Raw genomic sequence first — 22,117 nt, 5'->3', positions numbered from 1 at the left:
CCGCCGTTCCGCTGCGTCGCAACTGTTGCCCGGGTTCGCCCGGGTTTCCGGCGCGGCACGACTCGTACGGGGGTCGCGAGCGGGCACGGGACCGGTGATCAGTGCGATACTCGGACAGTTCCGACGAGTGGATGACGTGTCAAAAGGACACGCGCACCGGGGGACCTGTACGGAACGAGGCAGGGAGGCGCGGCATGGGAGCACTTCGCGACGAGCACCACAACGGGTGGCTGATGCCCTCCGGGAACTACCCGGCCGCGGTGTACGACGACGAGTGGATCGAGCAGGAGACGGTACCGTCCTCCCCGGCTCCCACGAAGATCGTCTCCCTGCGGCCGACGGGCTTCGAGGCCGCGCGAACGGTCGGCGAGCACATCCGGGCGAGCATCCCGGTGGTCATGGACCTCACCGAGATGGACGAGGCCGAGGCCAAGCGCATGGTCGACTTCGCCTCCGGGCTGATCTTCGGCACCTGCGGCGGGATCGAGCGGATCGCCCGCCGGGTCTTCCTGCTCACGCCGGCGGACGTCGAGGTGATGGTCATCGACCGACCGCTGGACGAGACCGGGTTCTACAACCAGAGCTGACCGGCAACGGTCGCCGACACCAGACCCGCGACCGGGGACGGCCACCGCCGTCCCCGGTTTTGCATGCCCGGACGCCCACCGGGCCCGGCCCCACTGGCTCCGCGCCCCACCAGCCCCACCGGCCCACCGGCCCACCAGCCCCACCGGCCCCACGGACCCCGCCACGACACCGGGGCCTCGAATGAGGCATTCAAGAAAAGATTGAGACATGGACGTCTCACTTGGCGTAGACTCGCCCCATGGCCACCGACCGCGACTCCGTCCTCGAAGCCGCCGTGGGCGTGCTCTCCCGCCGCCCGACCGCCCATCTGGACGAGATCGCCCGGGCCGCGGGCATCAGCCGCGCCACGCTGCACCGGCTCTTCCCCGGCCGCGAGGCGCTGATCCGCGAGGTCGGCCTGCTCGGCCTGCGCACCTTCGGCGCCGCCCTGGACGCGGCCGCCGTCGAGGACGGCGACGCGCACGCCGCGCTGCGCCGCCTGGTCGACCTGATCGTGCCGGATGCCGCGCTCTGCGCCTTCCTGGCCGGCGAGAACCAGCTGTACGACGACGAGGACATCAACGAGCTCTGGGACGCCCAGATCAGCCGGCTGCAGGCGCTCTTCCTGCGCGGCCAGCAGCAGGGCGTGTTCCGCGTCGAGCTCTCCGCCGGCTGGCTCAGCGAGGCCTTCTTCGACCTGGCGGCCGGCGTCGGCTGGGCCGTCCAGGACGGCCGGCTCGCCCCCCGGGACGGCGCCTTCTCGCTCGCCGAGCTCTTCCTCGGCGGCGCGCTGCGACCGCCGCGGCCGCACTGAGCCCTCCACCCCACCCACAGCACCTCGGACCACAGGCCCGCACCAGCGGCCGGAAACCGATACCCATGAGCAGCACCGTCCTCACCCGCCCCCGCCAGCGCTGGATCGGCCTCGCCGTCCTCGTCCTGGCCGTGACCCTGGTCGCCGTCGACGCGACCGTCCTGTCCCTCGCGATACCGTCGATCAGCGAAACGCTGCGCCCCAGCGGCACGCAGCTGCTCTGGATCGGCGACGCCTACTCCTTCGTGCTGGCCGGCCTGCTGGTCAGCATGGGTTCGCTGAGCGACCGGATCGGCCGCAAGAAGCTGCTGCTGGCCGGCTCCACCGCGTTCGGCGCCGCCTCGCTGCTGGCCGCCTACGCGCCCGGCGCCGGCTGGCTGATCCTGGCCCGCGCGCTGCTCGGCGTGGCCGGGGCGACCATCATGCCGTCCACCCTGTCGCTGATCCGCAGCCTCTTCCCGGACGACCGCGAGCGGGCCACCGCGATCGGCATCTGGGGCGCGGCCGCCACCGCCGGCGCCGCGCTCGGACCGGTGGTCGGCGGGGTGCTGCTGGAGCACTTCTGGTGGGGCTCGGTGTTCCTGCTGAACATCCCCGTCCTGGTGCTGCTGCTGGTCTTCGGGGCCTGGCTGCTGCCGGAGTCCAAGGACCCGAAGCCGGGCCGCTGGGACGTGCTGTCCGTGGTGCTCTCGCTGACCGGGGTGATCGCCGCCGTCTACGCGATCAAGGAGGCCGCCGCCCACGGCGTGGCGCGCTGGGACGTCCCGGTCGCGGCCGTGCTGGGCGCCGCCGCACTGACCGTCTTCGTCCGCCGCCAGCTGCGCCTGGCCACCCCGCTGCTGGACGTCCGGCTCTTCTCGGACCGGCGCTTCACCGCGGCGGTGCTGGCCTCGCTCACCGCGCTGGTCGGGCTCTCCGGCGTGGTCTTCGTGACCTCGCAGTACCTGCAGCTGGTGCGCGGCTACGAGCCGCTCAAGGCCGGTCTGGCCGAGCTGCCGGCCTTCGCCGGAGCCGTGGTCGGCGGTCTGCTGACCGCTCGGCTGGCGCGGCGGGCGGGAGCCCGGGCCACCCTGACGCTGGGCCTGCTGGCCATGGGCACCGGCATCGGCCTGCTCGGCTGGGTGCAGCAGGACTCCACCTACCTGGTGCTCGCCGCTGCCTTCCTGATCGTCGGCACCGCCGAGGGCGTGGTCTACACGCTCGGCGCCGACCTGGTGCTGGGCGCCGCGCCGGCCGACAAGTCCGGCGCCGCCTCGGCGGTCTCCGAGACGGCCTACGAGCTGGGGACGGCGCTCGGCATCGCCCTGGTGGGCTCGGTGGTCGGCTCGCTCTACGCGAGCGGGCTGACCGTGCCGGCCGGGGCGGGCCAGGCCGCCGCCACCCAGGCCGGCGAGTCGCTCGGCGGCGCGGTCGAGGTGGCGCACGGTCTGCCGCAGACGCTGGCCGGTCCGCTGCTGGACAGCGCCCGCGACTCCTTCGTGCACGGCATGAACATCGCCGCGATCCTGGCCGGCGGGCTGCTGCTGGCCGCCTCGGCGCTCGCCTGGCGCCTGCTGCGGGGCCTGCCGAAGGCCGCCGACCAGGACCGGGCCGAGGCGGCGGCGCGGCAGCCCGACCGTGAGAAGGCGGCGCTCTGACCCCGGCCTGCCCCCGGGCCGCGCGCGGGACCTCGCATCCCTCCCCGGGGTGCGAGGTCCCGCGCGTCGGTGCGCTCAGCCGGTGCCGAACGGCAGCTCCAGCTCCGCCCAGACCACCTTGCCGTCCCTGGTCAGGCGGCTGCCCCAGCGCTGGGCCAGCTCGTTGACCAGGAACATCCCGCGGCCGCCCTCGTCCTGCTCGGCGAAGGGGCGCAGCTGCGGCGTCTGGCCGCCGGAGTCGGCGACCTCCAGGGTGAGCACCCGGTCGCGGAAGAGCCGGAGCCGGCGCGGGGTGTCGGAGTACAGCAGGGCGTTCGTGACCAGCTCGCTGACCAGCAGCTCGGCGTAGTCGGAGAGCGCGGACAGGCCCCAGCCGTCCAGGGTCGCGCGGGTGAAGCGGCGGGCCGTGCCGGGCAGCCGGCCGCCGCCGGTGAGCGAGAGGGTGGCGATCCGGTCCGAGGGCAGCGGCAGCACCCGGGCCATGATCATCGCGATGTCGTCGTCGGTGCCGTCGGTGACCAGCGCGCCGAGGACGGCGTCGCAGTTCTCCTCCAGGGTGCGGCCGGGGCCGGAGAGCGTGCGGGCGAGCAGGTCGATGCCGTCGTCGAGGTCCTGGCCGCGCCGCTCGACCAGGCCGTCGGTGTAGAGGGCCAGCAGGCCGCCCTCGGGGAGGGTGAAGCCGATCGACTCGAAGGCCACGCCGCCGACCCCGAGCGGGGCGCCGGGCGGCACGTCGATCCGGCGGGCGGTGCCGTCCGGCGCGACCGAGACAGGGGGCAGATGGCCCGCCGAGGCCACCTGCACCGTCCGCTCCAGCGGGTCGTAGACGGCGCAGATGCAGGTGGCGAACTGGCCCTCGCCGATCCCCGAGGCGGTCTCGTCCAGCCGGGTCAGCACCTGCTCGGGCGGCATGTCCAGGGTGGCCAGGGTCCGGGCGACGGTGCGCAGCTGGCCCATCGTGGCGGCGGCCCGGATGCCGTGGCCCATCACGTCGCCGACCACCAGCGCGACCCGGCCGCAGGAGAGCGGGACGACGTCGAACCAGTCGCCGCCGACCTCGCTGGTCATGCTGCTGGGCAGGTACCGGTAGGCGATCTCCAGGCCGAGCGTGCGGTGGATCTCCTGCGGCAGCAGGCTGCGCTGGAGGGTCAGCGCGGTCTCGCGCTCGCGCCGGTAGAGCCGGGCGTTGTCGATCGCGATCGCGGTGCGGGCGACCAGTTCCTCGGCGAGCGCGACATCGGCGTCGGTGAACGGCTCGGGGTTGCGCATCCGGATGAACTCGGAGCCGCCGAGCACCATGCCCCGGGCGGTCAGCGGCACCATCAGGTACGAGTGGATGCCGGCGCCGATGCCCGGTGCGACCCGCTCCTCGGTGGCGACCAGGCCGCGCAGCACGTCCTCGTCCACCTGGGCGCGCAGCAGTGGGCGGCCGCTGCGCAGGCACTGGGTGTAGCTGCGGTCGGGGGCGTACTCGGAGACGTCGCCGACGGTGTCGACGGCGTGGGCCAGGCCGGACTCGTAGGACTCGCCGACGGCCACGGCGCGCAGCTGGACGGAGCGGTCCTCGGGGATCGCGGCGGGCTCGGCGCCGCGCAGCACCGGCTCCAGCAGGTCGACGGTGGCGAAGTCGGCGAACCGGGGGACGACGGCCTCGATCAGCTCCTCCGCGGTGCGCTGGAGGTCGAGCGTGGTGCCGATCCGGGCGGTGGCCTCGGCGATGGTGGTGAGGCGTTCCTGCGCGCGGGCGGCGCGGGCCTCGGCCTGGAACCGCTCGGTGACGTCGATGATGGACGAACAGACGCCGAAGACCCGGCCGGTGGAGTCCTCCAGCCGGAAGTAGGAGGCGGACCAGGCCCGGTCGCGGCGCGGGTCGCCGGGGACGCGGCCGTGCGAGCGGGCGTCGACCACGGGACGGCCGGTGGTGAGCACCTGTCTCATGGTCTGTTCGATCTCGGCGCTGTTGATGCCGGGCAGGACGCCGCTGATCCGGCGTCCGAGGTGGTCCTCGACGGGGACGCCGTTCATCCGGGCCAGCGCCAGGTTGAGCCGGACGTAGCGCAGGTCGGTGTCGTAGACGGCCATGCCTATCGGGGACTGGCCGAAGATCCCGTCGAGGACGGCGAGGTCGGCCTCGACCCGGTGCAGGGCCTGGGTGTCCGAGGCGGTGGCGAGCAGCAGCAGGGTGCCGCCGGGGCCGGCTATCGGGTAGGTGCGGAACTCCAGCTCGACCACGTGGCCGTCGCGGTGGCGGACCGGGAAGACGCCGGACCAGCCCTTGCCGCTCATGATGCGCTCGAACAGGGCGAGCACCTCGGGGCGGTCGGTGCGGCCGGTGAGCAGCTGGGCGGCGTAGCTGCCGACGGCCTCCTCCGAGGAGAAGCCGAGCAGCGCCTCGGCGTCCTCGCTCCAGTGGAGGATGAGGCCGTCCTCCTGGAGCAGCGCGGTGGCGAGCGGGACGAGGCGATGGCCGTCCAGGCGTACGGAGGCTCCGCCCGGTGCGGGGCCGGCGGCGTCGGTCTCGTCCCATTCGTGTCCGTGCATGATCAGCCAGCACCCCGCGTTCGGCTCGTGTCCGGCCGGGCGGGGCCTCGTGGTCCGTGCCGGCCGGGGTTCTTCTCCAGACTGCACGGACATCGGCCGCCCGGCGACCCCTTGGTCAGAGGTTCCTCGGACGGACCTGTCGTACGGGCGTCATGGGCGTACCGGCCGCAGCGTACCCTCCAGAAGGCCCGCCCACTGCCGGATCACTCCGGATCGCCTGGCGCTGTCGTCGGAGAGCAGGTCGGCCAGTCCGAGACCGCGTGCCATGTCGAGGGTCGCCTGCACCGTCTCGCGCACTCCGGGGCGGCTTTCGTCGGCGTCCAGGAACTCGACGGCGGCCCGGTGGGCCTCGCGGCCGACCCTGCCCTCAAGTGCGACGATCCGCGCACGCAGCGGTTCGTCGGTGGCGGCGGCGACCCACAGGTGCAGGGCCGCGCGGAACAGCGGACCGGTGTAGAGGCGCACGATCATGTCGACCACGGCCACGGTGCGGTCCGGTCCGGCGGCCGGCAGCTCGTCCGCGTGGGCGCGGACGGCTGCCAGCCGCTCGGCGGTGACGTGCTCGACGGCCGCGGTGAAGAGGTCCTCGCGGGTCGGGAAGTGGTGCTGGGCGGCGCCGCGGGAGACTCCGGCCCGTTCGGCGACCACGGAGACGGTGGCGCCGTTCCAGCCGACCTCGGCCAGACAGTCGACGGCCGCCGCCAGCAGCCGCTGCCGGGTGGCGCGGCTGCGGTCCTGCTGGGGGGTACGGGCGGCGGGGTGGGCGGTCATCGGCGGCGACTGGTCCTGTCCGTGGGGGGTCCGGGCGGGGTCGATCCTCGCAGATCCGCCGCCCGCCTCAGCGGGCGGCCTCGCGGGCCCGCAGCTCCCGGCGCAGGATCTTGCCGGCGGCCGACTTGGGGACGGCGTCCAGGAACTCCACCGCCCGCACCTTCTTGTAGGGGGCGACCTCGGCCGCCACGAAGGAGGTGACGTCCTGCTCGGTGAGCGCGCTGCCGGGGGCGCGGACCACGAAGGCCTTGGGGTACTCGGTGCCGTCCGCGTCCACGACGCCGATCACCGCGGCGTCGGCGATCTGCGGGTGGCTGAGCAGCAGGGCCTCCAGCTCGGCGGGGGCGACCTGGTACCCCTTGTACTTGATCAGTTCCTTGACCCGGTCGACGACGTACAGGTAGCCGCGCCCGTCGACGTGGCCGACGTCGCCGGTGTGCAGCCAGCCGTCGGCGTCGATGGTGGCGGCGGTGTCGGAGGGCCGGCCGAAGTACCCCTTCATCACCTGCGGGCCGCGGAGCAGCAGCTCGCCCGGCTCGCCGGGGCCGAGGTCGGCTCCGCTGCCGTCCAGGGCGACCACCCGCAGTTCGGTCGAGGGCACCATCCGGCCGACCGAGCCCGGCGGGGGGTCGGTCTCGGTCGGGGAGACGACGTGCGAGACCGGGGACAGCTCGGTCATGCCGTAGCCCTGGAGGATGTGCGGCAGGCCGAGCCGCCGGGCGCAGGCGGCGGCCAGGTCCGGGTCCAGCGGGGCGGCCGCGCAGAGCAGGTACTCCACCGAGGAGAGGTCGAAGCGGTCGACCACCGGGTGCCTGGCCAGGGCGAGCGCGATCGGCGGTGCCACGATCAGGGCCTGGACGCGCTGCTCCTCGATGGTGCGGCAGAACTGCTCCAGCTCGAAGCGCGGCAGGACGACCACCGTGGCGCCGCACCGCAGCGGCTGGTTGAGCAGGGCGGCCAGGCCGTAGATGTGGAAGAAGGGGAGGACGGCGAGGATCCGCTCCCCCTCCCGCGGCCTGTACAGGGCGTCCGTCTGGGCGAGGTTGGTGGCGATCGAGCGGTGGGTGAGCATCACGCCCTTGGGCAGGCCGGTGGTGCCGCTGGAGTAGGGGAGGACGGCGAGGTCGCTGCCGGGGTCGATCGCCGGCTCGGGGTCGGGGCCGCCGGAGGCGAGCAGGTCGGCCAGCGAGCGGTGGCCCTCGGCGCCGTCCAGCACGATGATCTCGGCGAGCGCCCGGCCCTCGGCGGCGAGCTTCCCGGCGGCCTGCCGGGCGGTGTCCAGGAACGGCGAGACGGTGATCAGCCAGCGCGCGCCACTGTCGGCCAGCTGGCCGGCCAGCTCGCCCGGGGTGGCGAGGGAGGACACCGTGGTGACGGTGGCCCCGGCCCGGGTGGCGCCGTAGAAGGCCATCGGGTACGCGATCGTGTTGGGACTGAACAGTGCCACCACGTCGCCCCGGCGCACGCCGGCCTCGGCCAGCCCGGCGGCCGCCCGGCGGACGGCCGTGGCGAGCCGCGCGTGGCTGACCGACTCCCCCGTGATCCCGTCGATCAGGGCCGGCCGGTCGCCGTAGCGGGCGGCGGAGCCGAGCACCGCCTCGTGGATCGGCAGATCGACGATGCCGACGTCCGGGAACTCGCTGTGGAACACCAAGGCGTGCCTCCAAAGGGGTAGTTGACGCCCGGTCGAGGGGATCGGCGAGTGGTCCGGCCCGCCGGTCGGCCGAGCGCGCGCACAGGAGCATACGGACAGTGGCGGAGCGTTGCTCCATTGTGACGAAGGGCGGTGGGATCCCGTGCCGACCGGTCGCCGTGCCCGGCGCACCCGGTCCGCTCCGCTCGCCCGCTCCCGACCAGGGCACACGTCGCCGGGCGGCCCGCCGGGCCGGGGTGCCGGGCGGCGGGCGGCGGCGGGCCGCCGCCTCGCACAGACGGTGGCCCGCGCCGCCGGCGTCGCGCTGGAGTTCGGCGCCGGAGCGCCCCAGCCGGGCGCCCGTCCGGGCCCCGGGTCAGTACGACTTGGGCAGCCCGAGGGTGTGCTGGGCCACGAAGTTGAGCACCATCTCCCGGCTGACCGGGGCGACCCGGCCGACCCGGGTGGCGGCGAGCAGCGCGCCGAGCCCGTACTCCTGGGTCAGGCCGTTGCCGCCCAGGGTCTGGACGGCCTGGTCGACGGTGCGGGCGGCGGCCTCGCCGGCCGCGTACTTGGCCATGTTGGCGGCCTCGCCCGCCGCGAGGTCGTCGCCCCCGTCGTAGAGCAGCGCGGCCTTCTGCGTCATCAGCCGGGCGAGTTCGATCTCCACCGCGCACTGGGCGAGCGGGTGGGCCAGGCCCTGGTGGGCGCCGATCGGGGTCGACCAGACCGTCCGGGCCTTCGCGTACTCGACGGCCCGGCCGAGGGCCTGGCGGGCCAGGCCGAGCGAGAAGGCGGCGGTCATGATCCGCTCGGGGTTGAGGCCGGCGAAGAGTTGCAGCAGCCCGGCGCTCTCGTCGCCGACCAGGGCGTCGGCGGGCAGCCGGACGTCGTCCAGGAAGACCTGGAACTGCTTCTCCGGGGAGACGAGTTCCATCGGTATCGGGCGGTACTCGAACCCGGCCGTCTCGCGCGGGACGACGAAGAGCGCGGGCCGGAGCTTGCCGGTCCGGGCGTCCTCGGTGCGGGCGACGAACAGCACGGCGTCGCTGTGGTCGATGCCGGAGACGAACACCTTGCGGCCGGTGAGCAGCCAGTCCGCACCGTCGCGACGGGCGACGGTGGAGATCCGGTGGGAGTTGGAGCCGGCGTCCGGCTCGGTGATGCCGAAGGCCATCCGCCGGGTGCCGTCGGCGAGGCCGGGCAGCCACTGCCGCTTCTGCTGCTCGGTGCCGTAGCGGGCGATCACCGTGCCGCAGATCGCCGGGGACACGATCAGCATCAGCAACGGGCAGCCGGCGGTGCCGAGTTCCTCCAGGACGATGGAGAGGTCGGCGATGCCGCCGCCTCCGCCGCCGTACTCGGCGGGCAGGTTGACCCCGAGGTAGCCGGCCTTGCCGGCCTCGGCCCAGAGCTCGTCGGCGGGCAGGCCGGCCCGGGCCTTGCCCAGGTAGTACGCGGAGCCGTAGCGGCTGCCGAGGTCGGCCACGGCGCGGCGCAGGGCCTGGCGTTCGGGGCTCTCGATCAGCGGGCTGCCGGGGGTGGTGGTGCGCGGTGCGGACATGCGGTCGTCCTTCCGGGCGGATCGGGGCTGGCACGGGAATCGGGTGGGAGTCGGTGCTCTCCCGAGGGGGTCGGGGGTGCCTTCGCGGGGAGTCGGGCTCGGGAGGCTCCCTCAGGGCGCCGGCTGCACGACGGCGAGCAGGGCGCCGAGTTCGACCTGCTGGCCGGGGACGGCCCGGAGTTCGGTGAGCACGCCGTCGGCGGGGGCGGTGACCCGGTGCTCCATCTTCATCGCCTCCAGCCAGAGCAGCGGCTGGCCCGCGGTGACGGTGTCGCCGACCGCGACGGCGGTGCGCGCCACGGTGCCGGGCATCGGGGCGAGCAGGGCCCCCGGATCGACGTGGGCCGCCGGGTCGGGGAAGCGCTCCAGCGCGGTCAGCACGGTGGCGCCGGCCGGGGTGTCCAGGTGGACCCGGTCGCCGTGGCGCGCGATGTCGTAGCCGCTGCGGACGCCGTCGGTCTCCAGGACCACCCGGGTGGGCGTCGCCGAGACGAGCGTGGTGCCCGGGTGGTCCTCGGCGACCAGCCCGGCCCGGCCGAACCGGTAGCGGACCTCGTACACGGTGGCGTCGGCGGCGGCGTACCGCTTGCTCTGCGGCTGCGAGGGCAGGTTGCGCCAGCCGGAGGGCAGCGCCGAGCCGACGCGGCGTTCGGCGGCGTCGGCCAGCGCGGCGGCGAGGGCCGCCGCCGCGTCCCCGCCGGGGGCGGGGGCGAGACCGGCGGCGTGCTCGGCCAGGAAGGCGGTGTGCACCCGGCCGGCCAGGAAGGCGGGGTGGCGCAGCGCCGCGACGAGCAGGTCCCGGTTGGTGACCGGCCCGTGGATCCGGGCCCGGGTGAGCGCGTCGGCGAGCCGGCGGGCGGCGGCGGCCCTGGTCGGCGCCCAGGCGACGACCTTGGCGAGCATCGGGTCGTAGTGCGCGCCGATCACGCTGCCGGCCGCCACCCCGGAGTCCAGGCGCAGCCCGGTGTCACCGTCGGCGGTAGCGAACTCGACGGTGGTGCCGGGGAGTTCGAGACGGTGCAGGGTACCGGTCTGCGGCTGCCAGTCGCGCGCCGGGTCCTCGGCGTACAGGCGGGCCTCGATGGCGTGGCCGCGCGGGGCGGGCGGCGCCGGGGCGGGCAGCGGTTCGCCCTCGGCGACGCGCAGTTGGAGCGCGACCAGGTCGAGCCCGGTGACGCACTCGGTGACGGGGTGCTCGACCTGGAGGCGGGTGTTCATCTCCAGGAAGTGGAACCGGCCGTCGGGGGCGAGCAGGAACTCCGCCGTGCCGGCGCCGGTGTAGCCGATCGCCCGGGCGGCGGCGACGGCGGCCGCGTGCAGCGCGGTGCGCACCTCCTCGTCGAGGCCGGGGGCCGGGGCCTCCTCGATGACCTTCTGGTGGCGGCGCTGCAGCGAGCAGTCGCGTTCGCCGACCGCCCACACCGTGCCGTGCGTGTCGGCGAGCAGCTGGACCTCGACGTGCCGCCCGGTGGGCAGGTAGCGCTCGCAGAACACCTCGTCCGAGCCGAAGCTCCTGGCCGCCTCGGCGCGGGCCTCGGCCAGCCGGGGCGCGAGTTCGTCCAGCCGGTGGACCACCCGCATGCCGCGCCCGCCGCCGCCCGCGGCCGCCTTCACCAGCAGCGGCAGGTCGGCCTCGACGGGGTCGGTGAGGGCCTCCAGCACGGGCACGCCGGCGGCGGCCATCAGGCGCTTCGCGGCGGTCTTGGAGCCCATCGCGGCGATCGCGGCCGGGGGCGGGCCGATCCAGGTCAGGCCCGCGTCGAGCACCGCCTGCGCGAACTCCTCGTTCTCGGAGAGGAATCCGTAGCCGGGGTGGACGGCGTCGGCCCCGGCGGCCAGCGCGGCCTTGACGATCAGGTCGCCGCGCAGATACGTGTCGGCGGGTGCCGCGCCGGGGAGCCGGACGGCGGCGTCGGCCTCCCGGGTGTGCGGGGCGTCGGCGTCCGGGTCGGCGTAGACGGCGGTGGTGGCGATGCCGAGGCTCCGGCAGGTGCGGAACACCCGGCGGGCGATCTCGCCCCGGTTGGCGACCAGCAGGTTGGCGATCACGTCGGTCCCTCTCAGAGTCGGATCACATGCGGAAGACGCCGTAGCCGCGCGCGCCCTCGACGGGCGCGTTGTGGATCGCGGAGAGGCACAGGCCGAGGACGGTCCGGGTGTCGCGGGGATCGATCACCCCGTCGTCGTAGAGCCGGCCGGAGAGGAAGGCGGGTAGCGACTCCGCCTCGATCTGCTGCTCGACCATCGCCCGGATCGCGGCGTCCGCGTCCTCGTCGTAGGGCTGCCCCTTGGCCGCCGCGGACTGCCGGGCCACGATCGACAGCACCCCGGCGAGCTGCTGCGGTCCCATCACGGCCGACTTGGCGCTCGGCCAGGCGAACAGGAACCGCGGCTCGTAGGCCCGCCCGCACATGCCGTAGTGGCCGGCCCCGTAGGAGGCGCCCATCAGCACCGACAGGTGCGGCACCGTGGAGTTGGCGACGGCGTTGATCATCATCGCGCCGTGCTTGATGATGCCGCCCTGCTCGTAGTCCTTGCCGACCATGTAGCCGGTGGTGTTGTGCAGGAACACCAGCGGGATGTCGCGCTGGTTGGCCAACTGGATGAACTGGGCGGCCTTCTGCGACTCCGGGCTGAACAGCACGCCCTGGGCGTTGGCGAGGATGCCGACCGGGTAACCGTGCAGCCTGGCCCAGCCGGTGGCGAGACTGGTGCCGTAGAGCGGCTTGAACTCGTCGAAGTCCGATCCGTCGACGATCCGGGCGATCACCTCGCGCGGGTCGAACGGGATCTTGAGGTCGCCCGGGACGATGCCGAGCAGTTCCTCCTCGGCGTACTTAGGCGGCTCGGCGAGCGGGTCGGCGCCGGGGCCGTGCCGGCGGTGGTTCAGCCGGGCGACGATCCGCCGCGCCAGCCGCAGCGCGTCCGGTTCGTCCACCGCGAAGTGGTCGGCCAGGCCGGAGGTGCGGGCGTGCATCTCGGCGCCGCCGAGCGACTCGTCGTCGGACTCCTCGCCGGTGGCCATCCTGACCAGTGGCGGGCCGCCCAGGAAGACCTTGGCCCGCTCCTTCACCATCACGGTGTGGTCGGACATCCCCGGCACGTAGGCGCCGCCGGCCGTGGAGTTGCCGAACACCACGGCCACGGTGGGGATGCCCGCCGCGGAGAGCCGGGTGAGGTCGCGGAAGAGCGCGCCCCCGGGGATGAAGATCTCCTTCTGGCTGGGCAGGTCGGCGCCGCCGGACTCGACCAGGTTGACCACCGGGAGCCGGTTCCGCAGCGCGATCTCGTTGGCGCGCAGGGCCTTGCGCAGCGTCCAGGGGTTGCTGGCCCCGCCGCGTACGGTGGGGTCGTTGGCCGTGATGAGGCACTCGACGCCCTCGATCACGCCGATCCCGGTGACGAGCGCCGCGCCGACCGGGTAGTCGCTGCCCCAGGCGGCGAGCGGGGAGAGCTCCAGGAACGGCGAGTCCTGGTCGATCAGCAGCTCGATCCGCTCGCGCGGCAGCAACTTGCCCCGGCCGCGGTGGCGTTCGACGTACTTGGGGCCGCCGCCGGCCAGTGCCCTGGCGTGTTCGGCGTCCAGTTCGGTGAGCTTGGCGAGCATCGCGGCCCGGTGCTCGGCGTAGTCGGCGCCGGCCGGGTCGAGGCGGGTGGGCAGGACGGTCACAGCAGCGCCTCCGGGATGTCGAGGTGGCGGGAGCGCAGCCACTCCCCCAGCGCCTTGGCCTGCGGGTCGAAGCGGTGCTGGGCGGCGACGCCCTCGCCGAGCAGGCCGGTGATGGTGAAGTTGACCGCGCGAAGATGTGGGAGGAGCTGTCGGCTGATCGGCAACCCGGCCGTCTCCGGCAGGAGTTCGCGCAGCAGATCGACGGTGAGGGTGTGCGCGAGCCAGCGCCAGCCGTCCGCGCCGCGGGCCCAGACCCCGAGGTTGGCGTCACCGCCCTTGTCGCCGCTGCGGGCGCCGGCCACCCGGCCGAGCGGTGCCCGCACGGTCGGGCCGGGCGGCAGCGGCTCCGGCAGGTCCGGGCCCGGCTCCGACGGCCGGGTCGACGGCGCCGCCGGGGCGGTGACCGGCGCGGGCGGTACGGCGACCCGCCGCCCGTCCGGCAGGACCGCGGTGTGCTCCACCGCCTTGGCGTCGACGTACGCGGCGGTGAAGACCCCGTACGGCGATCCCGCCCCGGGCGGCGCGGTGAGATGGAAGCCGGGGTAACCGGACAGCCCCAACTCCACGGCCGCCTTGCCGAGTTCGCGCCCGACCTTGGCCGGATCGCGGTCCCGGGCGGTGAGCCGCAGCAGCGCCGAGGCGCTCTCCTCGGTGGCGGCGTCGGGGTGGTCGGTGCGGGCGAGCGTCCACCGGAGTTCGGCGGGGCGGGCGTCCGGCGGCAGGGCCTCGGCCAACTGCCGTTGGACCAGGGCGGCCTTGGCCTCGATGTCCAGGCCGGTCAGGACGAACACCACCTCGTTGCGGTGGCCGCCGAGCCGGTTCAGCCCGACCTTGAGGGTCGGCGGCGGCGCCTCGCCCCGCACGCCGTGGATCCGGACCCGGTCCGGCCCCTCCTCGGCGAGCCGCACGGTGTCCAGCCGGGCCGTGACGTCGGGGCCCAGGTAGCGCGCTCCGCCCGTCTCGTAGAGGAGTTGGGCGGTGACGGTACCGGTGGTGACGGCGCCGCCGGTGTCCGGATGCTTGGTGATGACGCTGGAGCCGTCCGCCGCCAGCTCGGCGATCGGGAAGCCGGGCCGGGTGACGTCGTGCTCGCGGAAGAACGCGTAGTTGCCGCCGGTCGCCTGCGCCCCGCACTCCAGCACGTGCCCGGCCACCACTGCGCCGGCCAGCTCGTCCAAGTCCCCGGGCCCCCAGCCGAACCGGGCGATCGCCGGGCCGACGACCAGCGCCGCGTCGGTGACCCGGCCGGTGACCACCAGGTCGGCCCCGGCGGTCAGGCACTCGGCGATCCCGAAGGCGCCGAGATAGGCGTTGGCGGCCAGCAGTCCTTCGGGAAGGCCGAGTTCGGCCCGCCGGGGCAGCAGGTCGTCCCCCTCGACATGGGCGACGGCGGGATCAAGCCCCTGACGCCGCGCCAGTTCACGGATCGCGTCCGCGAGTCGGGCCGGGTTGAGGCCACCGGCGTTGACCACGATCCGCACCCCGCGCTCCAGCGCCAGGCCGAGGCATTCCTCCAACTGCCGCAGGAACGTCCTCGCGTAGCCGAGCGAGGGGTCCTTCAGCCGGTCCCGGGCCAGGATGAGCATGGTGAGCTCGGCCAGGTAGTCCCCGGTCAGGACGTCCAGCGGCCCGCCCGTGAGCATCTCGCGCACCGCCGAGAAGCGGTCCCCGTAGAAGCCCGAGGCATTGCCGATCCGCAGTACCGCACGCGACCCCACAGGTGCGCCTCCCCTACCGGTGGCCCCGCACTCGCCACGCTTGCCGTCGGGCAGCAGCGTGGCACCGGCACGGAGAAAAAGCAATCATGCCTGCTTGTTTTTCGCCGACACCGCCGCCCGATGGCGCGGTGACTGCCGGCGGTAGCGGCCTCGTTCTCCCGGGTGCGTCCGGAGGGCCACGAGATGCCCGCCGGGGCACGCGCTCCCGGTCTGCGGCACGGTCTCGGCAGGGCGTCAGGCGGAGTCCGGGAGCGCGGCCTCCTCGGGCCGGTCCCGCGTCGCGTGGGCCGGGTCGGGAGCCGGGCGGCGGGTGCGTCCGGCCCAGGCCGCCACCGGCGGGCCTGCCGCGCCCAGGGCCGCGAAGAACACGCCGAGCAGCAGCCAGCCCGCGTGCCCGAGGCCGAGGACCGCGGTCGTCAGGACCAGCGGAGCCAGCGCCTGCCCGGCGGCGAAGCCGATGCCGAGGAAGCCCTGGTACTGCCCCTGGGCGTGGTCGGGGGCCAGGCCGAAGCCGAGCGCGAAGCCGCCCGAGGACTCCCACACCTCGCCGAGGCTGTGCACCGCGACGGCGAGGAGGGCGAGCACCGGCGCGACCCAGACCGGAACGTCCGCGGTCAGGGCCATCAAGGGGCAGCTGACCAGGAAGAGCAGCCCCGCCAGCCGGAACGCCCGGCCGCCCTGGCGCGGCGTCTCCACCCGGGAGCCGATCCTGCTCTGGAGCAGCACGCACACCCCGCTGTTGGCCGCGTAGACCGCCGCCACCGTCCAGCGCGGCGCGTCGGTGTGGGCGGAGAGCCAGATCGGCAGCAGCAGGGAGACGGTCTGGTACTGCAGGCCCATCGCACCGTAGAGCGCGACGAAGGACACGTACGGGCGGTCGGCCAGGACGGCCCAGCGGTGGTGCTCCTCGGGCCGGGGCAGCGGCCGGTAGTTCGGGACGCCGACCAGGGCGACGAGGCCGGCGCCGGCGAAGCTGGCGGCGTTGGCGAGGATGAGCGCGGTGTACGCCGCGCGGGTGTCGACCGAGACGGCGAAGGCCGCGCCCAGGGTGCCCAGGACCACGCCGAGGTTGACGAAGGTGCGGAGCCTCGCCCGGAAGGCGGCCGGGCGTTCGCCGCCGGTCCGGGCGATGAGCGCGCCGCCCGCGGCGCCGCCCGCGGTTGCCGCCAGCCGGTCCAGGGTGGCGATGAGCGTGAAGGTGGCCCAGTCCTGGATGAACACGAAGGCGGCCATCGTCACGGCCTGCAGCGCGAGGGCCGTCAGCCAGACCGTGCGCGGGCCGTACCGGTCGGCCAGGTTCCCGGCCGGGATCCCGGCCAGCAGCCCGACCAGACCGGCGACCGTGAGGCCGGCGCCGACCTGGGCGGCGGGCAGGTGCACCACCAGCGTGAAGTAGAGCACCGCGGCGGTGTTGAACAGCCCGTTGCCCACCCGGCTGACGAAGCTCGCGAGGATGAGGGCGCGCTGCGGGCGGCTCGACTCCGGCGCGGTGGGCGTCCGTGGGCCGACACGTTTCCCGATGATCATGCGAACCAGGCTAACAGCGCCCCCACAAGCGCCTTTCGGACCGGTCGGACCGGTCGGACCGGTCGGACCCGGGAGCAGGGGGCGCTCCCGGGTCCGTCCCGCGTGCGGTCAGCGGGCTGTCAGCAGCGGATCGGCGGAGATCAACGCCCCTGGAGGGACTTGACGTTGTCGCCGAAGCTCCAGCCCTTCGAGCCGTCCCAGTTGACCGACCACGTCATGAGCCCCTTCAGCGAGCCGCCGAAGGCGTTCCACGACTGGCTGACCAGGCCCGGCGCCATGTAGCCGCCGCCCGCACCGGGCTGGGCCGGCAGACCGGGCACCTGCTTGTCGTAGGGCACCTTGATGGTGGTCCCCTGGATGGTCAGGCCGTTGTTCAGGCAGGTGGTCTGCGCGGTGAAGCCCTGGACGGTGCCCGCCTGGTAGGAGTCGCCGGAGCAGCCGTACATGCTGCCGTTGTAGTACTGCATGTTCAGCCACCAGAGGCGGCCGTTGTCGACGTACTTCTTGATGATCGGCAGGTAGGAGCCCCAGATCGACCCGTAGGTGACGCTTCCGCCGGTCACGTAGGCGGTCTCGGGGGCCATCGTCAGGCCGAAGCCCGCGGGCATCTGCGCCAGCACACCGTCGATGATGCGGATCAGGTTGGACTGGGAGGCGGACAGCGTGGTGATGCTGCCGCTGCCGGACAGGCCGGTCTCGATGTCGATGTCGATGCCGTCGAAGTTGTACTTCTTGAGGATCGGCACGACGGTCGCCACGAACTTGTCGGCGACGGTGCTGGAGCTCAGGTCGATGCCCGCGGCGGCGCCGCCGATCGACATCAGGAGCGTCGCGCCGGCGGCCTTGGCCTGGCACATCTCGGCGGGGGTCGAGACCTTCACGCCGGCGTCCATGCCGTCCTGCCACAGGACGGTGCCGTCCGAGAGGATCACCGGGAACGCGGCGTTGATGACGTTGTAGCCGTGTGCGGCGATCCGGCTGTCCGTGATGGGCACCCAGCCCATGCCCGGGTGGACGCCGTTCGCGGCACCGTCCCAGTTCTCCCAGTAGCCCTGGAGGACCTTGCCCGAGGGCTTCGGCTTCGTCGGGCAGGTGTCACCCGGCGGCGTCGTGGTCGGCGGGGTGGTGGTCGGCGGCGTCGTGGTCGGCGGAGCGGTGGTCGGCGGGGTGGTGGTCGGCGGCGTCGTGGTCGGCGGGGTGGTGGTCGGCGGCGTCGTGGTCGGCGGGGTGGTGGTCGGCGGCGTCGTGGTCGGCGGGGTGGTGGTCGGCGGCGTCGTCGTCGGCGGCGCGGTCGTCGGGGTCGCGGTCGGCGTGGGGCTGCTGCCGCCGGGGCCGGCGAGCGACACGTCGTCCGCGTAGAACGCCGGCTGCCCGTACCACCCGTGCAGGTAGACGGTCACCGAGGTGGTGGTCGCCCCGGTGGTGAAGCCGACGCTGAGCTGGCTGTACGTCGCGCTGTTCGGCGTCCAGGTGGACGGCGCCGTGGTGATGCCGGAGCCGGTGGCGCCCAGGTAGACGTAGCTGCCCTGGACGTAGGCGCTCAGCGTGTACTGGGAGTTGGGCTGCACGCTGACGGTCTGGGTGCACTGGGCGTTGTCCAGGCCGGTCGGCGTGGCCTTGAGCGCGGAGGTGCCGGAGTGGACCGGACTGCCGACGGCCGCGCCGGAGCCGCCGGTGCAGGTCCAGTCGGCGAGTCCGTTCTCGAACCCGGGGTTGGCCACCAGGTTGGTGGTGGCCGCCCCGGCCGTGACGGAGCCGGTCAGGGCGAGGCCGGCCCCGAGGACGGCGGCGACGCTCACCCCGGCGAGGGAACGCATCATGACGGTCTGTCCGCGCCCGGGCCGCCCGGCCCGCGACGCGCGTGCCGCGGTCGCCCGCTGGAGGCCGGGAGCCCCGAGCGGCTCGCTCCCGGTCCGGTCGCCTCCGAGGCGGCCGTGGTCCTGGCTGGGTCGGGGCTCGCCCGACGGACGTGGCGTACGCGACCTTCGACGGAACATGCTGTGCTCCCTTTCCCGCCGAGCGTCATGGACATGACCGACGCGTGGGGGCGTGACGCCCGGCTCTGGGTGAGGTGGGGACATGTGGGGCTGTGCCGAACCGGATCGTAGGAGGGGCGACAAGGCCCGTCAATAGGTCTGGACCAATTGCCCGGTGACGGCGGAACACCGGCTCTCCGACTTTCGACAGAGCCGCAGCTCATCCCCAGGTCGCACAAGGACCCGCGGCACCGCCCCCGACAATGGGCCGATGGCCCCCCTCTCCCGAAATCCGTTCACGGCCCCCGGCGAACCGGGCCGGGGGCTGTGGCGCGCCCTCGCGGAGACGACCGGCGGCGCGGCGCTGATGCTCCTCACCCAGCTGATCCTGGGCGGCCGCGGCCCGGCCGGCGAGATCCAGCTCCTCCTCGGTACCGTCGTCCTCGTCCTGCTCGCCGTCCGCCGCCGCTTCCCCGTTCTGAGCCTGCTGGGCACCTCCGTCGTCGTCGGGCTGCTGCCCCCCGCCGGGCTGCCGGCCGCCGTGACCGCGTACACCTCGGCCAAGCACCTGACCGCCCCCCGGCGCCGGAGCACCGTGCTGCTCGCCTCCGCCGTGCTGGCGGCGCTGGTCTGCGCCCTCCTCGCCCCGGCCATCGGGCTCGGCGGCCACGCGTTCGGGCTCGCGCTCGGCGCCGTACTCGCGGCGACCACCCTGGTGGTGCCGGGGCTCCTCGGCGGCTCGGGCGGGCAGGAGGACCGGCTGCTGCGGGCGCTCCGGGAGCGGGCCGCCGCCGCGGAGGCGGCCCGCCGGCTCGCGGAGAGCGAGTCCCGGATCCACGAGCGCTCCCGGATCGCCGCCGAGATGCACGACCTGGTCGGCCACCGGCTCAGCCTGATCTCGCTGCACGCGGGCGGCCTGGAGATGGCCCTGCGGAAGGAGGCGCCGGACCTGCGGGACGAGGCGGCCCTGGTCCGCCGGGCCACCGGGGACGCGATGCGGGAGCTGCGCGAAGTACTCGGCGTCCTGGGCCCGTTGGGCCGGGACACCGGGACGGACGCGCTGACCGACAGCACCGGGACCAGATCCGACGTCGAGGCGCTGGCCGCGGAGTCCCGCACCGGCGGCATACCCGTCGAGCTCACCTGGGACGGCCCCGACCTGCACGAGCGCGCCGCCCAGGTGCGGCGGGCGGTGCACCGCGTGGTACGCGAGTCGCTGACCAATGTGCACCGCTACGCCGCCGGGGCCCGCGTCACCGTGGCGGTCACGCACACCGAGGACCGGGTGGAGGTGCTCGTGCGCAACGGCCTTCCGCCAGTGGCCCCCGAGGCGGCGACCGGCCTGGGCACCGGGCGCGGACTGGTCGGGCTGCGGGAACGGGTGGCGCTGCTCGGCGGCACCCTGGAGGCGGGCCCGACGCCGGCCGGGGGCTTCGCGGTCGCCGCGCGGATCCCGGCCCGCCCCGACCCGGGAGCGAGTCTCACCGCCGCGGGCGCCCCGCCGCGCGAGGCGCCCTCCGAGCCGCACGCCGACCACCCGCCCGCCGGTCTCCGACGCCGCGTCGTAAAGGCTCTCAGCGGGTTCCTCGGCCTCGCGGGCGTCGGCGTGCTGATGATGTGCGGTCTCCTGCTGGTCTCCCAGGCGTCCCCGGATCCCGCCCCCCGCGATCCCGAGCCGCCCAGGATCGGGATGTCCCGCGCGATGGTGGAGCGGGCCGTCTACGGGGACGACCCGGCGGTGCGCGCGGCGGCGACGGGCCGGGAGCCGGCCCGCGCGGAGTCCGTGACGAGCTGCATCTACCCGACGTTCCGCTACGCCGACCCGACACCGCCGGCCCCGGCTGCCGAGGGCACCCCCACGGACGAGGCCGCCCCGCAGGGCGGCGACCGGCTCACCATCACCCGGCTCTGCTTCCGTGGCGATACGTTGGCCACGATCGACCGCTTCACCGTGCCCATGGTGTCGCGCACACCACCGTGGGAGTCCCCGTGACCGAGTTCCCCCCTGCCGTCCACCACCCGATCCGGGTCCTGCTCGCCGACGACGAGGAACTGATCCGGCACGGAGTCCGGCTGATCCTGCGCCACGCCGAGGGCATCGAGGTGGTCGGCGAGGCGGCGAACGGCGAGGAGGCCGTCCGGGTCGCCGCCGAGACCCGCCCGGACGTGGCCCTGATCGACATCCGGATGCCCGTGCTCGACGGGCTCGCCACCATCGAGCGGCTCCTCGCCCTGGACCCCGGGCCGCAGGTCGTCATGCTCACCACCTTCGGCGACGAGCAGAACGTGACGCGCGCGCTGCGCTCCGGTGCCACCGGCTTCCTCCTCAAGGACGAGGGCCCGCAGGAGCTGATCAGCGCGGTCCGGGCCGCCGCCGGCGGCGACGCCGTCCTCTCGCCCAAGGTCACCCGGAGCGTCATCGACCGCATGCTCGACACCGGTGCCGGTACGCCGGCCGCCCCGGCCCCTGGCGCCGTCCCCGACCAGCGACTGGCGGCGCTCACCGGCCGCGAGCGCGACGTCCTCGCGCTGCTCGGCCTGGGTCTCGCCAACGCGGAGATCGGCCGCCGACTGGGCATCGGCGTGGGCACGGTGAAGACCCACGTCAGCGCCGTCCTGGTGAAGACCGGCACGGACAGCCGCGTCCAGGCGGCGGTCCTCGCCCATCGGGCGGGGCTGCTGTCCTGAGCACCGGCCGGTACGCCGTCTCTGCCGGACGACAGAGACGGCCGTCCGCCGCGGGGAGGAGGCACCACCCCGGGCCCGACCTTCGGCAGACGCCCCGGTCACACCCTGAGGCCGACGGTCGGGCGCCGCGGCGCGCCGAGGATGAGAGTCAGTCACCGACCCTCTCCCCGTAGCCCGGAGCCGACATGTCACCGCAGGAAGCCGTTACCGCCCCCGTCTCCCCCGGCCCCGCCGCCGCCCGGGCCACCGGACTGAGCAAGGTCTACGGCCGGGGCGAGGCCCGGGTGGTCGCGCTGGACTCGGTCTCGGTCGAGTTCGGACGCGGCCGGTTCACGGCGATCATGGGGCCCTCCGGCTCCGGCAAGTCGACGCTGATGCACTGCATGGCCGGTCTCGACGCGGTCAGCGCGGGCTCCACGCGGATCGGTGACACCGAACTGTCCGGCCTGAGCGACCGGCAGCTCACCCGGCTCCGCCGGGACAGCGTCGGTTTCGTCTTCCAGGCGTTCAACCTGCTCCCCACCCTGACCGCGCTGGAGAACATCACGCTGCCGATGGCCATCGCGGGCCGCCGGCCGGACCGGAAGTGGCTGGAGACCGTCGTGGCGACCGTCGGCCTCGCCGGGCGGCTGGGCCACCGCCCCGCCCAGCTGTCCGGCGGCCAGCAGCAGCGGGTCGCCGTGGCCCGCGCCCTCGCCGCCCGTCCGGAGATCGTCTTCGCCGACGAACCGACCGGCAACCTGGACTCCCGCGCCGGCTCCGAGATCCTCGGCTTCCTGCGGGAGTCCGTACGGGAGTTGGGCCAGACCGTGGTGATGGTCACCCACGACCCGGCGGCCGCCGCGCACGCCGACCGCGTGGTCTTCCTCGCCGACGGCCGGCTCACCGACGAGCTGCTCGCCCCGACCGCCGAGACCGTCCTGGACCGGATGCGGCGCTTCGACACCGGCGCCCGCACGAGCTGACCCGGCTCCCCGCGCCCCACCCGCCCCCTCGCACCTCCGAACTGGG

The 22,117-nt window shown here is 74.5% G+C and carries 15 protein-coding genes; 6 read left to right on the top strand and 9 right to left on the bottom strand.

Annotated elements, in window-relative coordinates; translation table 11 throughout:
- The first annotated feature begins 194 nt into the window (after nucleotides 1-194).
- The 3 genes from ACZ34W_RS08735 to ACZ34W_RS08725 all read left to right on the top strand — a co-directional run bounded on the left by ACZ34W_RS08735 (nucleotide 195) and on the right by ACZ34W_RS08725 (nucleotide 3,018).
- Nucleotides 195-587 (top strand): cell division protein SepF, encoded by a 393-nt coding sequence (locus ACZ34W_RS08735; protein ID WP_329486140.1) that lies wholly within the window; start codon nucleotides 195-197, stop codon nucleotides 585-587.
- A 239-nt stretch (nucleotides 588-826) separates the two neighbouring features.
- Nucleotides 827-1,381: a TetR/AcrR family transcriptional regulator gene (locus ACZ34W_RS08730; RefSeq protein WP_465602728.1), complete on the top strand. Its 555-nt coding sequence runs from the start codon at nucleotides 827-829 to the stop codon at nucleotides 1,379-1,381.
- 65 nt (nucleotides 1,382-1,446) lie between these two features.
- Nucleotides 1,447-3,018 carry an MFS transporter gene (locus tag ACZ34W_RS08725; protein WP_465602726.1) on the top strand — a complete coding sequence of 524 codons (1,572 nt, stop codon included), beginning with the start codon at nucleotides 1,447-1,449 and terminating at the stop codon, nucleotides 3,016-3,018.
- Between the two features lie 75 nt (nucleotides 3,019-3,093).
- Here ACZ34W_RS08725 and ACZ34W_RS08720 read toward each other — a convergent pair whose 3' ends face one another.
- The 9 genes from ACZ34W_RS08720 to ACZ34W_RS08680 all read right to left on the bottom strand — a co-directional run bounded on the left by ACZ34W_RS08720 (nucleotide 3,094) and on the right by ACZ34W_RS08680 (nucleotide 18,262).
- Nucleotides 3,094-5,559: a SpoIIE family protein phosphatase gene (locus tag ACZ34W_RS08720; RefSeq protein ID WP_329486143.1), complete on the bottom strand. Its 2,466-nt coding sequence runs from the start codon at nucleotides 5,557-5,559 to the stop codon at nucleotides 3,094-3,096.
- 150 nt (nucleotides 5,560-5,709) lie between these two features.
- Entirely contained in the window at nucleotides 5,710-6,330 is a 621-nt protein-coding gene (locus ACZ34W_RS08715; protein WP_329486144.1) for a TetR/AcrR family transcriptional regulator, read from the bottom strand.
- 67 nt (nucleotides 6,331-6,397) lie between these two features.
- Nucleotides 6,398-7,984 (bottom strand): 4-coumarate--CoA ligase family protein, encoded by a 1,587-nt coding sequence (locus tag ACZ34W_RS08710; RefSeq protein ID WP_329486145.1) that lies wholly within the window; start codon nucleotides 7,982-7,984, stop codon nucleotides 6,398-6,400.
- A 355-nt stretch (nucleotides 7,985-8,339) separates the two neighbouring features.
- Nucleotides 8,340-9,527 (bottom strand): acyl-CoA dehydrogenase family protein, encoded by a 1,188-nt coding sequence (locus ACZ34W_RS08705; protein WP_359836918.1) that lies wholly within the window; start codon nucleotides 9,525-9,527, stop codon nucleotides 8,340-8,342.
- Nucleotides 9,528-9,638: 111 nt separating this feature from the next.
- Complete coding sequence (locus tag ACZ34W_RS08700; RefSeq protein WP_329486147.1) at nucleotides 9,639-11,576, bottom strand: acetyl/propionyl/methylcrotonyl-CoA carboxylase subunit alpha; 1,938 nt, start codon at nucleotides 11,574-11,576, stop codon at nucleotides 9,639-9,641.
- Nucleotides 11,577-11,598: 22 nt separating this feature from the next.
- On the bottom strand, nucleotides 11,599-13,197 hold the full coding sequence (locus tag ACZ34W_RS08695) for an acyl-CoA carboxylase subunit beta (protein WP_465602722.1): 1,599 nt from the start codon (nucleotides 13,195-13,197) through the stop codon (nucleotides 11,599-11,601).
- A complete protein-coding gene (locus ACZ34W_RS08690; protein ID WP_465602720.1) occupies nucleotides 13,194-14,915 on the bottom strand; it encodes an acyclic terpene utilization AtuA family protein in 1,722 nt (573 codons plus the stop codon). Before ACZ34W_RS08690 ends, ACZ34W_RS08695 begins: the two co-directional genes overlap by 4 nt.
- Before the next feature lie 234 nt (nucleotides 14,916-15,149).
- Nucleotides 15,150-16,442 carry an MFS transporter gene (locus tag ACZ34W_RS08685; RefSeq protein WP_465602718.1) on the bottom strand — a complete coding sequence of 431 codons (1,293 nt, stop codon included), beginning with the start codon at nucleotides 16,440-16,442 and terminating at the stop codon, nucleotides 15,150-15,152.
- Nucleotides 16,443-16,582: 140 nt separating this feature from the next.
- A complete protein-coding gene (locus tag ACZ34W_RS08680; RefSeq protein ID WP_465602716.1) occupies nucleotides 16,583-18,262 on the bottom strand; it encodes a carbohydrate binding domain-containing protein in 1,680 nt (559 codons plus the stop codon).
- Between the two features lie 427 nt (nucleotides 18,263-18,689).
- On the opposite strand from ACZ34W_RS08680, the gene ACZ34W_RS08675 reads away from it, so the two are divergent.
- The 3 genes from ACZ34W_RS08675 (at nucleotide 18,690) to ACZ34W_RS08665 (ending at nucleotide 22,071) form a co-directional block, all read left to right on the top strand.
- Nucleotides 18,690-20,411 carry a sensor histidine kinase gene (locus ACZ34W_RS08675; RefSeq protein WP_465602714.1) on the top strand — a complete coding sequence of 574 codons (1,722 nt, stop codon included), beginning with the start codon at nucleotides 18,690-18,692 and terminating at the stop codon, nucleotides 20,409-20,411.
- Nucleotides 20,408-21,106, top strand: coding sequence for a response regulator transcription factor (locus tag ACZ34W_RS08670; RefSeq protein WP_329486154.1), 699 nt, complete (start codon nucleotides 20,408-20,410; stop codon nucleotides 21,104-21,106). The genes ACZ34W_RS08675 and ACZ34W_RS08670 overlap by 4 nt, the downstream gene beginning before the upstream one ends.
- A gap of 185 nt (nucleotides 21,107-21,291) precedes the next feature.
- Entirely contained in the window at nucleotides 21,292-22,071 is a 780-nt protein-coding gene (locus ACZ34W_RS08665) for an ABC transporter ATP-binding protein (protein ID WP_465602712.1), read from the top strand.
- Nucleotides 22,072-22,117: the final 46 nt, after the last annotated feature.

The organism is Kitasatospora sp. NPDC022856, assembly GCF_055561235.1.
Note: the sequence above shows the minus strand (reverse complement) of the source record. Positions and strands in the feature narration are given on the sequence as shown.

Coding starts and splice junctions, on each gene's coding strand:
- ACZ34W_RS08685 (WP_465602718.1), bottom strand. CDS start 16,442: ATGATCATCGGGAAACGTGTCGGCCCACGGACGCCCACCGCGCCGGAG.
- ACZ34W_RS08735 (WP_329486140.1), top strand. CDS start 195: ATGGGAGCACTTCGCGACGAGCACCACAACGGGTGGCTGATGCCCTCC.
- ACZ34W_RS08715 (WP_329486144.1), bottom strand. CDS start 6,330: ATGACCGCCCACCCCGCCGCCCGTACCCCCCAGCAGGACCGCAGCCGC.
- ACZ34W_RS08725 (WP_465602726.1), top strand. CDS start 1,447: ATGAGCAGCACCGTCCTCACCCGCCCCCGCCAGCGCTGGATCGGCCTC.
- ACZ34W_RS08675 (WP_465602714.1), top strand. CDS start 18,690: ATGGCCCCCCTCTCCCGAAATCCGTTCACGGCCCCCGGCGAACCGGGC.
- ACZ34W_RS08680 (WP_465602716.1), bottom strand. CDS start 18,262: ATGATGCGTTCCCTCGCCGGGGTGAGCGTCGCCGCCGTCCTCGGGGCC.
- ACZ34W_RS08705 (WP_359836918.1), bottom strand. CDS start 9,527: ATGTCCGCACCGCGCACCACCACCCCCGGCAGCCCGCTGATCGAGAGC.
- ACZ34W_RS08720 (WP_329486143.1), bottom strand. CDS start 5,559: ATGCACGGACACGAATGGGACGAGACCGACGCCGCCGGCCCCGCACCG.
- ACZ34W_RS08665 (WP_465602712.1), top strand. CDS start 21,292: ATGTCACCGCAGGAAGCCGTTACCGCCCCCGTCTCCCCCGGCCCCGCC.
- ACZ34W_RS08730 (WP_465602728.1), top strand. CDS start 827: ATGGCCACCGACCGCGACTCCGTCCTCGAAGCCGCCGTGGGCGTGCTC.